The 12,651-nt window shown below is 66.7% G+C and carries 15 protein-coding genes; 6 read left to right on the top strand and 9 right to left on the bottom strand.

From position 1 onward, the window contains the following. Positions 1–51: 51 nt before the first annotated feature. Entirely contained in the window at positions 52–774 is a 723-nt protein-coding gene (locus tag ACFSCW_RS04495) for a S8 family peptidase (RefSeq protein ID WP_380887320.1), read from the top strand. A 4-nt stretch (positions 775–778) separates the two neighbouring features. Here the strand turns inward: ACFSCW_RS04495 and ACFSCW_RS04490 are convergent, their stop codons facing one another. Further along, entirely contained in the window at positions 779–1,984 is a 1,206-nt protein-coding gene (locus ACFSCW_RS04490) for a L,D-transpeptidase family protein (protein WP_380887318.1), read from the bottom strand. Positions 1,985–2,124: 140 nt separating this feature from the next. Beyond that, the gene (locus ACFSCW_RS04485; RefSeq protein WP_380887316.1) at positions 2,125–3,042 is read right to left on the bottom strand and encodes an NAD(P)/FAD-dependent oxidoreductase; all 918 of its coding nucleotides are present in this window, start codon (positions 3,040–3,042) and stop codon (positions 2,125–2,127) included. Positions 3,043–3,128: 86 nt separating this feature from the next. On the opposite strand from ACFSCW_RS04485, the gene ACFSCW_RS04480 reads away from it, so the two are divergent. The 5 genes from ACFSCW_RS04480 to ACFSCW_RS04460 all read left to right on the top strand — a co-directional run bounded on the left by ACFSCW_RS04480 (position 3,129) and on the right by ACFSCW_RS04460 (position 5,321). Then, positions 3,129–3,425 (top strand): AbrB/MazE/SpoVT family DNA-binding domain-containing protein, encoded by a 297-nt coding sequence (locus ACFSCW_RS04480; RefSeq protein WP_380887314.1) that lies wholly within the window; start codon positions 3,129–3,131, stop codon positions 3,423–3,425. Next, positions 3,422–3,796, top strand: coding sequence for a type II toxin-antitoxin system VapC family toxin (locus ACFSCW_RS04475; RefSeq protein ID WP_380887312.1), 375 nt, complete (start codon positions 3,422–3,424; stop codon positions 3,794–3,796). Before ACFSCW_RS04480 ends, ACFSCW_RS04475 begins: the two co-directional genes overlap by 4 nt. Then, on the top strand, positions 3,793–4,533 hold the full coding sequence (gene trmD / locus ACFSCW_RS04470; RefSeq protein ID WP_380887310.1) for a tRNA (guanosine(37)-N1)-methyltransferase TrmD: 741 nt from the start codon (positions 3,793–3,795) through the stop codon (positions 4,531–4,533). The genes ACFSCW_RS04475 and trmD overlap by 4 nt, the downstream gene beginning before the upstream one ends. 1 nt (position 4,534) lies before the next feature. Further along, positions 4,535–4,927, top strand: a complete 393-nt coding sequence (gene rplS, locus ACFSCW_RS04465) for a 50S ribosomal protein L19 (protein ID WP_380887308.1) — start codon at positions 4,535–4,537, stop codon at positions 4,925–4,927. A gap of 106 nt (positions 4,928–5,033) precedes the next feature. Next, the gene (locus ACFSCW_RS04460; RefSeq protein ID WP_380887306.1) at positions 5,034–5,321 is read left to right on the top strand and encodes a hypothetical protein; all 288 of its coding nucleotides are present in this window, start codon (positions 5,034–5,036) and stop codon (positions 5,319–5,321) included. Between the two features lie 7 nt (positions 5,322–5,328). Here ACFSCW_RS04460 and ACFSCW_RS04455 read toward each other — a convergent pair whose 3' ends face one another. From ACFSCW_RS04455 to ACFSCW_RS04425, 7 genes are all read right to left on the bottom strand, one after another. Next, positions 5,329–6,201 (bottom strand): EamA family transporter, encoded by an 873-nt coding sequence (locus ACFSCW_RS04455; RefSeq protein WP_380887304.1) that lies wholly within the window; start codon positions 6,199–6,201, stop codon positions 5,329–5,331. Between the two features lie 36 nt (positions 6,202–6,237). Continuing rightward, a complete protein-coding gene (locus ACFSCW_RS04450) occupies positions 6,238–7,491 on the bottom strand; it encodes a hypothetical protein (RefSeq protein ID WP_380887302.1) in 1,254 nt (417 codons plus the stop codon). A gap of 31 nt (positions 7,492–7,522) precedes the next feature. Next, the gene (locus ACFSCW_RS04445; RefSeq protein ID WP_380887300.1) at positions 7,523–7,927 is read right to left on the bottom strand and encodes a hypothetical protein; all 405 of its coding nucleotides are present in this window, start codon (positions 7,925–7,927) and stop codon (positions 7,523–7,525) included. A gap of 139 nt (positions 7,928–8,066) precedes the next feature. Further along, a complete protein-coding gene (locus ACFSCW_RS04440; RefSeq protein WP_380887298.1) occupies positions 8,067–8,249 on the bottom strand; it encodes a hypothetical protein in 183 nt (60 codons plus the stop codon). Next, a complete protein-coding gene (locus tag ACFSCW_RS04435; protein WP_380887296.1) occupies positions 8,246–9,958 on the bottom strand; it encodes a DEAD/DEAH box helicase in 1,713 nt (570 codons plus the stop codon). The genes ACFSCW_RS04440 and ACFSCW_RS04435 overlap by 4 nt, the downstream gene beginning before the upstream one ends. Positions 9,959–10,129: 171 nt before the next feature. Continuing rightward, positions 10,130–11,551 (bottom strand): NAD(P)H-dependent flavin oxidoreductase, encoded by a 1,422-nt coding sequence (locus tag ACFSCW_RS04430; RefSeq protein WP_380887294.1) that lies wholly within the window; start codon positions 11,549–11,551, stop codon positions 10,130–10,132. 211 nt (positions 11,552–11,762) lie between these two features. Further along, a complete protein-coding gene (locus ACFSCW_RS04425; protein WP_380887292.1) occupies positions 11,763–12,626 on the bottom strand; it encodes an alpha/beta fold hydrolase in 864 nt (287 codons plus the stop codon). Between the last annotated feature and the right edge of the window lie 25 nt (positions 12,627–12,651).

Below are 12,651 nucleotides of genomic sequence, written 5' to 3'. Positions count from 1 at the left end.
GGGGGGATTCGCGTGTTTGTTACGACCGGGGGGTCGATTAGATTGCGCTTATTGCCGTTCCTGCTGGCCTTGACGGCCTCGGTTTCCGCCTCTGCCAAGCCGCTGGTCGCCGTGATCGACAGCGGCGTCGCGCGCACCGGAGCGCTTTCCGGCGTCGTGGTCGGCGAATACGATATGGCGGGAAGTCGGCCGGCGTTCCAGCCGCGCTACGATCACGGCACGATGGTCGCGACGATCATCGACCATGAAGCGCAAGGTGGCGTCGACATCGTGTCGCTGCGCATCGACGATCCCGCGGGCTGCCCGGCTCATTTCGCGCCGCCGTGCCAGCCTTCTTCCAGGCCGATCGCCGCCGCGATCGACAAGGCAGTGGACCTGGGCGTTGACGCGATCAATCTCTCGCTTGCGCTCGCCGACGATCCCGCGATCACCGAGGCCGTGCGCCGCGCGTCGGCCAAGGGCATCATCGTGGTGATGGCGGCGGGCAATAACGGCCGCAATCATCCCGATAACACGGCGATGGCGCGCGCCGGCTTCCCGCGCGCGGTGCTGGTCGGCGCGACTGACATGGCCGGCAATCCCTGGACGGGCACCAATCGCCCCGACGCCGACGACTATCTGTATGTCTGGCGGCAGGGCGTGGACGTGCCGACGGTCTCCGCCGCCGGCCAGAAAGTGTTCGGCACCGGCACCAGCTTCGCCGCGCCGATCGAAACCGCGCGGCGCGTGCTGGCGAAGGGCCGGGAAGTCGCGGCGCTGCAGGGCACGCACTAAGCCCTTACCGCATCGCCATCTGCACCGGCTTTTCGAGCGCGGCGAGCAGCCGGGTATCGCGGTTGTACGGGTCTTCGAGCAGCCTGAGCTTGCCGTCCGCACCGACGTCGGCGGTGAAATAAACCAGCCAGACCGGGCGTGGCGCGTGCAGCTTCACGGTCTGCGTCGCGTAGCTCTTGAGGCCGGCCGTCACCGCGGCGTCGCTGCCGGTATCGAGCTTGACCAGCTCGGCGGCCAGCCGGTCGGCACCCTGCACGCGGATGCAGCCGTGACTGTAGGCGCGCGATTCCTTGGCGAAGAACTGTTTGGACGGGGTGTCGTGGAGGTAGATGGCGTGTGGGTTGGGAAGGTCAATCTTGACCCGGCCGAGCGCGTTGCGCGGGCCCGGGGGCTGGCGGAGCGCGCCACCATCGTTGACGAAGCCTTTCCCCGAAACCTTGATGCTCTTGGGCGGCGTCCACCAGGGATTGAGCACGACCGACTGGGCGGGATAGCCGATCGCCGGCGTCGGCGTCGCGCGGGCGCCGACCACGACGACATGCTCGGCGACGGCGCGGCCGTTCTCGACCACCTGCAGTGTGTAGCTCGGCACGTTCACATAGATGTGATCGCGGCCCAGATCGCGCGGCATCCAGCGCCAGCGCTCCATATTGGCGCGCAGCCGTCCGCGCAGCACGAAATTCGCGTCGGGCGTCTCGGCATAGGCGCGGCGGAGCCCGGCGTAGCGCGGATCCTGCGGCAAGAGCGAACGGAGCCAGGGCTGGACCTGCCCGGTCGCGACGGCCTGGCGGAGCTGCATCGCAAGCCGCGACGGATCGCCGTCGGTCCGATCGATGTGCCAGTCATAAGCTGCCTTGTTCTCGACCGTGCCCAGCAGATAGTCGTGCGCCAGCTTCAGGGCGGCGGCATCGGCTAAGCGATCGAACGTCTCGCCGCCGCCGGTGCGCTGCAGTTCGTCGGCGAGCGCGTCCTGCCGGTAATCGGCGGGATCCAGGCCTTCATCGGCGGACGCGGCGATTTCGGCCAGCAGCGCACGGCCGACCGCCTCCGACCAGCGGCCGAGCTGGACGGCGGGCGCCTGCTCGACCGAAGCGGCGGCGGCAGTGGCGAGGGGCGGCGTTGCGCTTGTGACGACGACGAAGCCGGTCAGGGCGGCAGCAGTGGCGAGCAGGACGCGACGGCCCCGCCCCGCAAAACGGGGTGCGAACATTCTGGGTCTCCGAAGTCGGCGTGTGACTGTCTGCGACCCGTCACTCTTGGGTCTTGCTTAACCGAGCGGACGATCCCGCTCAGTGCACCACGACACAATCCAGATTCCCGGTCGCGTCGCGCGTCATTTTCGTCGCGGATTTAGCGGAGGAGCGGCTTTTCCCGCGCGAGATCGTTGCGGATCGTGGTCGCGGCCACACCGCCCTCGCCCATCGCGTGGCTGATCTGGTCGAGGCCCTTCACGACGTCGCCGGCGGCGTAGACGCCAGGCACCGAGGTGCGCTGATGCGCGTCGACGGCGATGCAGCCGTCCTTCGCGACATCGACGCCCACCATCCGCGCCAGGCTCGAATGAATGTCGGAGCCGAGCGCGGGATAGACGCTGTCGAACCGGTGCTCGCCGCCCGCCGTCACGAGCACGATCTCGTCCTGCTCCAGCCGCACGTCCGAAACAGGGCCATCGACCGCGGCGATGCCGTATTCGTCCAGCCGATCCCATTCCTGCGCGCCCAGCTTGCGGTGCGCGCTGTCGGGAGCGACCAGAGTCACGTCCGCGGTGAAGCCCCGCAGGAAGGTCGCTTCCGCGACTCCGTGGCTGTCGTCGCCAATCACGCCGACGCGCTTGTCGGTGACTTCATAGCCGTCGCAGATCGGGCAATAGCGGATCAGCCCGCGCGCGAGCGCCTGGTTATGAAGGTCTTCGTCCATCGGGGGGCGGCGATTGGTGACGCCTGTCGCCAGCAACACGGTTCGCGCGCGTTCCGGCCCGGAGCCCCATTCGGCCTCGAACCCGTCCTGAATACGCTCCAGCCGCGTCACCCGCGCGCATTCGATCTTCGCGCCATATTTTTGCGCTTGGCTTGTCATCCGCTGGAGCAGGTCCTTGCCCGCGATCCCATCCGGATAGCCGGCATGGTTGCGCGTGCACGGAATCCAGCTCGCCCGGCTGCTCCCCGCATCGACGACGCGGATCGAAAGGTGAAAGCGCGCGAGATAGATAGCGGCGGTAAGGCCGGCCGGGCCGCCGCCAACGATCAGGCAATCGAGCATGTCAGGCATGGGCGACCGAAGGCGCGAGCGGAGCGGAAGTTCCTTGCGATTGCTCTGGATAGACGTATATACATACTGGATATACGGAGATCGCGATGGGTAAGGAATATCCTGCCAAGACATTCAAATCAGGGAACTCGATTGCCCTCCGGTTGCCCAAGGCTTTGGGGATCAAGGAAGGCATGGAAATGAAGGTCCGCGAGGAAGACGGAAACCTCATCGTCGCGCCGGCGGATCGACCAAAGCGCAAGTTCAACATCGACAAGGTCTGGGGGATCGGAAAGCATCTCGGCCTGAAGCCGATCGCTCCAGAAGACCGCGTTTTCGAACATCGTCCGTTGCTTTGGGAAGATCCCGATTGGATGGCTGCCTACAAGAAGGGGCAGTTTTGAGATATCTGCTCGACAGCAATGTCATCATTGCTGCGATCGACGGAGACATAGCCTCGCTGCGCGAACGGCTCGCGGAGTGTGACGAAGACGATCTGGTCACATCCGCAATCGCCTATGCCGAAGTTGCCCATGGGTCGATGAAAGGCAAGCCGCCGGCCATCGATATTCTGGACGCGTTCCTGGCCGATATTCCGGTGCTCCCTTTCGACGGAGGCGCGGCGATGGCCTATGCGAGCCTCCCGTTTGAGCGCGGGAGCTACGATCGTCTCATTGCCGCTCATGCCATTTCACTGGGACTGACGGTGGTCACCCGGAACGAACGTCACTTCGCCGGCATCCCGGACTTATGCGTCAAGAACTGGACCAAGTGACCTTCGCCGCCACTGTCCTGACGCTCTACCCGGAGATGTTTCCCGGGCCGCTCGGTCTCAGCCTAGCCGGGCGCGCTCTGTCCGAGGGCGTTTGGTCGCTCGACTCGGTGCAGATCCGCGATTTTGCGACCGACAAGCATCGGTCGGTGGACGACACTCCTGCGGGCGGGGGCGCGGGCATGGTGTTGAAGCCGGACGTGCTGGCTACCGCGATCGATCACGCCCGGGCGCGGCAGCCGGATGCGCCGGTGCTGGCGATGAGTCCGCGCGGGGCGCCGCTCACGCAGAGCAGAATCCGGGCGCTAGCCGACGGGCCAGGCGTCACCATCCTGTGCGGGCGGTTCGAGGGGTTCGACGAGCGCATTTTCGAGGGGCGCGATGTCGAGCCCGTCTCGATCGGCGACTATATACTTTCCGGTGGCGAGGTCGGTGCGCTGGTGTTGCTGGATGCTTGCATTCGGCTGCTTCCCGGCGTAATGGGCGCCGCTTCCAGCGGTGTCGAGGAGAGCTTTGAAAGCGGGCTGCTCGAATATCCGCATTATACCCGACCAGTCGACTGGGAAGGGCGCACGATCCCCGAAGTGCTGCGATCGGGGGATCATGCGAAGATCGCCGCCTGGCGGAAACAACAGGCGGAGACAGATACACGGCTAAGGCGGCCGGACCTTTGGGAGCGCCATGAGGGCGCTCGGGTCAAACCGCCCTCTGGCGCGCGGCGACGAACTAGGGACGAGTGACATGAACCTGATCCAGCAGCTCGAGGCCGAGCAGATCGCCCGATTCAACGAATCGAAGAAAATCCCCGAATTCCGCCCCGGCGACACGCTGCGCGTCGGCGTGAAGGTCGTCGAAGGCGACCGCACTCGCGTCCAGGCCTATGAAGGCGTCTGCATCGCACGCGCGAACAAGGGCATGGGCTCGTCGTTCACCGTCCGCAAGATCAGCTTTGGGGAAGGCGTCGAGCGCGTCTTCCCGCTCTATTCGCCGAACATCGATTCGATCGACGTCGTCCGCAAGGGCGTCGTCCGCCGCGCCAAGCTCTATTATCTGCGCGGCCGCACCGGCAAGGCCGCCCGCATCGCCGAGCGCCGCGACGTGCGCCCGACGGCGGCTGCCGAAGCCGCCGAGTAAGCGCGCTACCCTGACATGCGAAGGGCCGCCGGTGCGATCCGGCGGCCCTTTTCGTTTCGTTAGCGTTTCGCCCCTATTCTGCGTCGCCCGAACCAGGAGCGGTGCGATGGCAGTCGGCGGCGTCAATTATGCGTCCCCCGTGCAGGTGAACGGCTTTGCGTGCATGAACTGCGCGGACGTGTCGCTGGCCACGCGGCACATCGATCCGGCGCATCCGCAGTCCGGGCCGTTCGACCGCGACGCGGCAACCGATCCGAGCCGGCGCGGCGTCGATCCGGTCAAGGTCGAGGCGTTGAAGAAAGCGGCGGATGCGGCAGCGATCACCGGCTATTCCGCGAGCGGGCATGTCAAGGCGCCGCTCGCCCCCGGCTCCGCCTTTTCGCTGACCGCCTGAGGCGCGTTCAACTCGCGCCGAGCAGCAGCACGCCGGCAACCATCACCGCGCAGCCGGCGAGGCGCGCGGGTCCAACGCGCTCGCGCAGCAGCAGCATGCCGAACAGCGCGCCGACCATCATCGACATCTCCCGCGCGGGCGCGACGATGCTCAAAGGGGCGCCGAGGCTCAGCGCGCCCAGCACGAGGATATAGCCGATTGGCGAGAGAAGCCCGACGCCGAACGCGAGCGGCCAGTAACCGCGCATTGCTTGCGTCGCGACGCGGCGGTTGCGCATGATCGCCGGCGCGAGCAGGACGAAACGCAGGCTGTTCGCGCACCAGTCGAGCACGACCGGCGGGATCAGCAGCGCCTTCACGCCCCAGGCGTCGACGATCGTGTAACCGGCGATCAGCGCGCCGGTCGCTCCGCCCCAGCGCACGCCGTCGCGTGCCGCCGGCCGGGCGAAGCCGTTCAGCCGGCCATCGGTGGCGATCAGCGCTATGCCGGCGACCACCGCGAGCAGGCCCGCGATCCTCAGATAGCTCGGCCGCTCCCCCAGCAGCAGAAAAGCGCCCATCGCCGACAGCATCGGCCCGGTCCCGCGTGCGACCGGATAGACCACCGACAGGTCGGCGAGCTGATAGCCGCGCTGGAGCGTCAGGCTGTAGGCGAGGTGGATGAGCCCGCTCGCCGCGATGCAGATCAGGACCGGCCAGCCGAGCGGCAGCGCGCCTTTCGCCACCAGCCACAGCGCCCAGGGCGCATAGGCGATGCAGGAGACGAGATTATAGGCGAACACGAACGGCGCCCCGACGGACGCGGCGCGTTTCGCGAGCAGATTCCAGGTCGCATGGGTGATCGCGGCAAGCACCACGAGGGCGAAGGACGTGATCGGCACGGCGCGTGTGTCGGGCAGCGGCGCCCGATGCGCAAGTCAGCTCCAATCGGCGTCGGGAACCATCCCGTGGTCGGCGGCGATGCGGGCGATCCGGTCGAGGTCGATCGGGTCGCTGTAGGGATCGTCGTCCAGACTGGTCGCGCGCTCCAGCTTGAGCTGCCAGCGGTGCAGCGTGTCGATATAGGCCGCGCAAGGCATCCGCATCAGATGCCCGCTCGGCAGGCGCTCGACATCGGCCAGCCCCATGTGCAGCCACTCGCCGGTATGCCAGTCGGTCATGTCGACGGCGGGGAACAAGCAGATGCCGTGCAGGTCGACGCCGCGGCGGATCGCGGCGAGGCTTTCGGTGGCGATGTCGTTCAGCCAGCCCGAACGGCCGACGCCGCGGCCCGAGGTTTCGGCGATGATGCAGGGGCGGCGATATTTCGCCCACGCCTCCTCCACCAGCGCGCAGACCGATCGGATGCGGTCATCGCCGGGCTCCAGCGGCTTGTGCGGGCCGTGCTCGCGATATTCCATCTGGCCGAAGCTGTAATTATTGAAGCCCAGAATATCGATCGTCTCTAGGCTGCCGCCATATTGGGGATGGCGCAGTCCGGCGATGATGTCCCAGGCGAGATAGGCGTCGTCGAAGCTCTCGCTGTGCGCGGCTTCGGCGAGGTCGGGCCGGTCGCGCGGCGGCACGACCCAGATCAGCGGGTCGATATGGACCATCCGCGCATCGGGCAGGTCCTGCCGGATCGCCTTGACCGCGGCGATGTCGGCACGCGCCAACATGCTGGTGAAACGGCGGCGATAGTCGCGGTGCCGGCCGAACGGCGCGGACCAGGCCCATTCACCACCCATATAGCCCCAGAAGGTCGGCTCGTTGACCGGCGTGATGAACAGCGGGCCATGATGCGCACGCTCGGCGACGTAACGGGCGGCCGCGCGGGCATAGGCGGCGAAACGGACAACGAACTCTTCGGACAAGGGATCGAGGCCATCCGGATAGCCGTAATGGCAGAGGTCCCAGATCGGCAGGATCTTATGGCGCCGCTGCGCATCGAGGAACGGGTCGATGCAGGAAAAGTCGTAGTTGCCCAGGCCATGATCGACGAGCGGCCAGGGGATGCCCTCGCGCGCGACCGCGATGCCGACCGGGCCCAGCATCGCATAATCCTCGTCGGCATGCTCGTAATGCTGCAGCTCGGCGGTGAGGTCGCGGCGGCCGACATTCTTCCAGTCGAACGTCGAGCATTCGAAGCCCGACAGGAAGAAGCTCGGGAACAGGCTGTAGCGAGGAGACATGCGCGGCAATACGCATGGCCGCTCATGCGGTTCAGGCGAGCGCCGGCCGCTCCTCGGGCGACGGCGCACGGCGGAGCGCGGCGCGCCAGACGATGATCGAGAAGGTCAGAGCGCCCAGGAACCACATCGGCGCGGTGACCATCGTCAGGCTCGCATTGTCCTTCAGCATCGCGAAGTAGATGCCGATCGGGAACAGCGGCGCGCTGACGCCCGAGAGCAGCAGATGCAGCTTCGGCAGCCAACCCTCGGCGAGCTGCGGCACCGCGCAATAGCTGAGGCCGAAGAGAGCGAGCGATGCCCAGCCGAGCAGGTTCAGGTGCGCGTGCACCGGGGCGAGCTGAAAGTCGTGCGCCATCCCCATGTACATGCCGAGCGAAACGCCGCCCAACAGGCACAGCGAGGCAAGGCCGAGAAAATAGAGTCCGATGCGCGGCATGATCGCTCCTCAAGCAATTGGGAGCGCCGCTAGAATGCACGGACATACCGCACGAGGCCGAGGAGACGAGCGCGTGGGACAATGCGGCTAAGGCGCAGTTCCCGCTACGAACCCGCCGCCTCCCGCGACGAAGCCGCGATCAGCGCAGCTTGGCGATCGAGAGGCCGTCCTGTTTGGCGCGGTCCTTGACCGATTCCTCGCTGCGGGTGAGCGCCTTGGCGATCGCTTTCAGCGCCATGCCTTTTTTGGCGAGCGTATGGAGCTTCTGGATTTCGTCGGGCCGCCAGGCCTGGCGGTGCCGTTCGAACTTCTCGCCGCTCATCGTGCCCCCTTCGCATGCGGGCGCGGACCTGGACGGCCCGGCTTGCGGCCCGGCATATTCGGTTTCGGCTTGTAAGTCTTGCGCGGCGCGTGCGGGGCGGGGCCGCCCTGCAGCGGCTCCAGCGCGATGTTGCTTTCGGGATCGCCCTTGTCGGCACTGCGCGCCCATGCGGCCGTGAAGCGGGCAGCGATGGCGCGCGGCACGTCGAACTGGGTTTCGTTGGGCTGGATGCGGATCGCGCCGACTTCGGCCTTGGTGATGTGGCCGCGGCGGCAGAGCAAAGGCAGGATCCAGCGCGGATCGGCATTATGGCGGCGGCCGACGTCGATGCGGAACCAAACCGTGTCGTCGAAGCCAGCGCGGTGCCCGTCCTGCCGCTCGGCGCGGCGTTCCTGCGCAGCCGCCTGGCCGAGCAGTTCCTCCGGCTCCGGCAGCGAGGCGCGATGCGCGCGCACGAGTGCGGCGGCGATGTCCTCCGCGCTGCGTTCGGCGAGCAGGCGCGCGGCGATCGCGCGATCTTCCTCGTCGACCTCGACCGGCTGCATCAACGCTTCGAGCAGCCGCTCCCGATCCTGCGCGCGGATCGCCTCGGGCGTGGGCGCGTCGATCCATTCGGCACGGATGCGCGCGCCGCGCAGCATCGATTCGACGCGGCGGCGGCGCTGGAACGGCACGACAAGCACGGCGGTGCCTTTCTTGCCCGCGCGGCCCGTGCGGCCGGAACGGTGCTGCAGCGTCTCGGCGTCGCGCGGCAGCTCGACATGGATCACCAGGCTCAGGGTCGGGAGATCAATGCCGCGCGCAGCGACGTCGGTTGCGACGCACACGCGGGCACGGCGGTCGCGCAGCGCCTGAAGCGCGGCGTTGCGCTCGTTCTGGCTGTGCTCGCCCGACAGCGCGACGGCGGCGAAGCCGCGCTCGACCAGGGTCGCGTGCAGATGCCGCACATTCTCGCGCGTGGCGCAGAACAGCATCGCCGTTTCCGCCTCGTGGAGCCGGAGCAGATTGACGACCGCGTGTTCGATGTCGGGCGGGGCGACGGCGAGCGCCTGATAGGCGATGTCGCCGTGACCGCGATCTTCGCCCACCGTCGAGATGCGGAGCGCGTCGCGCTGGTAGCGCTTGGCGAGCGCGACGATCGGCTTGGGCATCGTCGCCGAGAACAGCAAGGTGCGGCGCTCGGCGGGCGATGCGTCGAGGATTTCCTCAAGGTCCTCGCGGAAGCCCATGTCGAGCATCTCGTCGGCTTCGTCGAGCACCGCAACACGAAGGGCTGACAGGTCGAGCGCGCCGCGTTCCAGATGGTCGCGCAAGCGCCCGGGCGTGCCGACGACGATCTGCGCGCCATAAGACAGTGTTCGGCGTTCCTTCGACGCGTCCATGCCGCCGACGCAAGTGGCGATCCGCCCGCCCGCCTTGCCGTATAGCCAGGTCAGCTCGCGGCTGACCTGCAGCGCCAGCTCGCGCGTGGGAGCGATCACAAGCAGCAGCGGCTCGCGCGACGGCGCGACGCGATCGCCTTCCAGCAACTCGCCCGCGGCGGACAGGCCGAAGGCGACGGTCTTGCCGGAGCCGGTCTGCGCGGAGACGATCAGGTCGCGGCCGTGCGCGCCTTCATCGAGGACGGCCGCCTGGACCGGCGTGGGTTCGCGATAGCCGCGTTCGGAGAGTGCCTCTGCAAGCAGCGGCGGGAGATCGGAAAAGGACATGAAGCGCCTTAAATGGGGTGGCGAGCGATGAAAACCACCACGCCTGGACACAAAGTGCCGTTCGGGCTGAGCCTGTCGAAGCCCTCCCTTTCTTTTTGAAGATTCCAGAAAGAACAAGGATGGGGCTTCGACAAGCTCAGCCCGAACGGTGTGAGTTATGATTTCGGCGAATCAATCGCCCGTCAGAATCCGGTCCACCAGTTGCTTCACCGTCGGCACGAAGCCGTTCGAATAGAAGGGATCGCGCTTGAAATTATAGGCGTTGTGGCCGGCAAACATCAGGTTTTGGTCGACGGGCGCACCGTGGGCGATGTCCTGCAGCGTCTTTTGGATGCAGAAGCTGCGCGGATCGGCGAGACGGCCGGTCGAGTTGGTTTCGTTGTCGGCCCAGGACGAGAAGGCGCACTGGCTGAGGCAGCCCATGCAATCCGCCTGGTCCTTGCGGATGATCGCCTTTTCCTCCGGCGTCACGAACACGAGCGTGTTGTCCGGCGTCTTCAGCGCGTCGGTGAAACCAAGGCCGTACCATTCGCGCGCGCGCATCAGGTCGCCGCGCGTCACCCAGAAATTCTTACCCTTCACGCCGACATCGAGCTGGTGGGTATGATCACCCGCCATCTCGCCGGAAAACGGCACCTGGCGCTGCGAGCGCGCTTCGAGGTTGCGCAGGAACGGATTACGCACGGCCGACGAATAGAAGCCCGTCGGCGAGAAGCGATGCAGCAGCACGTCGCCCGGTTCGAGCGTCAACAGCGCATTCTTCCAGTCGTCCGGGATCGGGCTTTCCTTGGTCAGCAGCGGCCGGGTGCCGAACTGGAACGCGATCGAGCCGAGCTCCGGATTGTCGATCCAGTGGTTCCAGTCGCGCAGATACCAGACGCCGCCGGCCATGATGATCGGCACGTCATCCGAAATGCCGCCGGCCCGCATCGTTTCGCGCAGCGCCTTCACACGCGGATAAGGATCTTGCGGCTGGAGCGGGTCTTCCGCGTTCGACAGTCCGTTATGGCCGCCGGCGAGCCACGGGTCTTCGTACACGACGCCTGCCAGCCACTCCGCAGCCTTGGAATAGGCGCGCTTCCACAGCGCGCTGAAGGCGCGCGCCGAGCTGATGATCGGCAGATAATTGACGCCGTAGGACGCGGCGATCTCGCTCAGCTTATAGGGCATGCCGGCGCCGCAAGTGACGCCGGCGACGAGGCCGCGGGTCCGCTCCAGCACGCCGTGGAGCACGCGCTGCGCGCCGCCCATTTCCCAGAGCACGTTGATGTTGATCGCGCCTTTGCCGCCGGCAATATCCCAGGCCCGCTTCACCTGTTCGACGGCGCCGTCGATCGCGAACTGGATCAGTTCCTCGTGACGTTCGCGGCGGGTGCGGCTCTGATAGACCTGAGGCACGATCTTGCCGGTCGGGTCGTAGCTGTCGGCGTTGACGGCCGAGACGGTGCCGATGCCGCCGGCCGCCGCCCAGGCGCCGGAGCTTGCGTGGTTGGTCGCGGAGACGCCCTTGCCGCCCTCGATCAACGGCCAGACTTCGCGCCCGGCGTACACGATCGGCTTCAGGCCCTTAAATCCCATAGTTGCTGCGTTCATCGCGGGGCCTATAGCAAGGGATTTCCCTCATCGCACAAGAAACTTGGCTGCAACCGAAACGCACGCGCGGGCGTGACGCTCCCGCGCTCTCGTCCCAAAATGAGACGAAGCGGGGAACTTCAATCATTGCCGCCAGTTAGTATCGGACAGGCCAAGACATTTTGGGCTCGCCGGGTTCCCCACCCCCTTGTCCCGGCGAGCCCTTTTTTGTTCAGCCTTTCAGCACCTTGGCGAGCAGGCGATCGATTGCGGCGACGGCGTCGGGTTCGTCGAGCGTCGGCGCATGGCCGACGCGCGGCACGGTGACGGCTTCGGCCATCGGCAACACCTGCGTCATCCGCTCGACCGTCGCGGGCGCCAGCACGTCCGACAAAGCCCCACGGAGGACCAGCACAGGCGCATCTTTCAATGGCCCGATCATCGGCCAAAGATCGGGCGCCGGCTCGTCCGCGACATTGCGCATCGGCTCCGCGATCCGCGGGTCATAGTCGATCACTACACGGCCGTTGCTAGACAGGCGGTAAAGGCGCTTCGCCATCGCCAGCCAATCCTCGATCCGATAATCGGGATAGGCCTGGCCCTGGCTGGCGGCGAGGCTGCGGGCGGCGTGCAGCCAGGTCGGCCAATTGCCGCTGCGCCCGACATAGCCACGGATGCGCGCGATTCCGGCCCGTTCCACTTCGGGGCCGACATCGTTGAACACGGCGCCGCGAATCTTGTCGCGCTCGCTGCCGGCCAGCAGCATCGTGACGAGGCCGCCTAGGGACGTGCCGATGCTGACGAAGGCGGTGAGATCCAGTTCGCGAAGAAGCGCTTGCAGATCGAGCGCATAGATCAGCGGCGTGTAGGACGCGGGGTTCTTGCTGAACGCGCTTTCGCCGCGGCCGCGGAAATCGACCGCAATGACTCGCCAGTCGGGCGCGAGCCGGTTGGCCAATGCTTCGAAATCGCGGACGTTGCGGGTGAGGCCCGGCAGGCACAGCAATGGCGGCCGGCCATCGGCGCCGCCCGGATAGTCGCGATAGTGAAGCCTCAGGCCGTCGTTCCACCAAAAGCCGTCGGTGTATTCGGCCATGCTTGTCCCCTTGAGCCTGCGCGCA

It is taken from the genome of Sphingomonas tabacisoli (assembly GCF_042678385.1).
GTDB lineage: Bacteria > Pseudomonadota > Alphaproteobacteria > Sphingomonadales > Sphingomonadaceae > Sphingomonas_B > Sphingomonas_B tabacisoli.
This window is presented reverse-complemented; position numbering and strand designations above follow the sequence as displayed.

Coding starts and splice junctions, on each gene's coding strand:
- ACFSCW_RS04490 (WP_380887318.1), bottom strand. CDS start 1,984: ATGTTCGCACCCCGTTTTGCGGGGCGGGGCCGTCGCGTCCTGCTCGCC.
- ACFSCW_RS04485 (WP_380887316.1), bottom strand. CDS start 3,042: ATGCCTGACATGCTCGATTGCCTGATCGTTGGCGGCGGCCCGGCCGGC.
- ACFSCW_RS04480 (WP_380887314.1), top strand. CDS start 3,129: ATGGGTAAGGAATATCCTGCCAAGACATTCAAATCAGGGAACTCGATT.
- rplS (WP_380887308.1), top strand. CDS start 4,535: ATGAACCTGATCCAGCAGCTCGAGGCCGAGCAGATCGCCCGATTCAAC.
- ACFSCW_RS04460 (WP_380887306.1), top strand. CDS start 5,034: ATGGCAGTCGGCGGCGTCAATTATGCGTCCCCCGTGCAGGTGAACGGC.
- ACFSCW_RS04450 (WP_380887302.1), bottom strand. CDS start 7,491: ATGTCTCCTCGCTACAGCCTGTTCCCGAGCTTCTTCCTGTCGGGCTTC.
- ACFSCW_RS04445 (WP_380887300.1), bottom strand. CDS start 7,927: ATGCCGCGCATCGGACTCTATTTTCTCGGCCTTGCCTCGCTGTGCCTG.
- ACFSCW_RS04440 (WP_380887298.1), bottom strand. CDS start 8,249: ATGAGCGGCGAGAAGTTCGAACGGCACCGCCAGGCCTGGCGGCCCGAC.
- ACFSCW_RS04435 (WP_380887296.1), bottom strand. CDS start 9,958: ATGTCCTTTTCCGATCTCCCGCCGCTGCTTGCAGAGGCACTCTCCGAA.
- ACFSCW_RS04430 (WP_380887294.1), bottom strand. CDS start 11,551: ATGAACGCAGCAACTATGGGATTTAAGGGCCTGAAGCCGATCGTGTAC.
- ACFSCW_RS04425 (WP_380887292.1), bottom strand. CDS start 12,626: ATGGCCGAATACACCGACGGCTTTTGGTGGAACGACGGCCTGAGGCTT.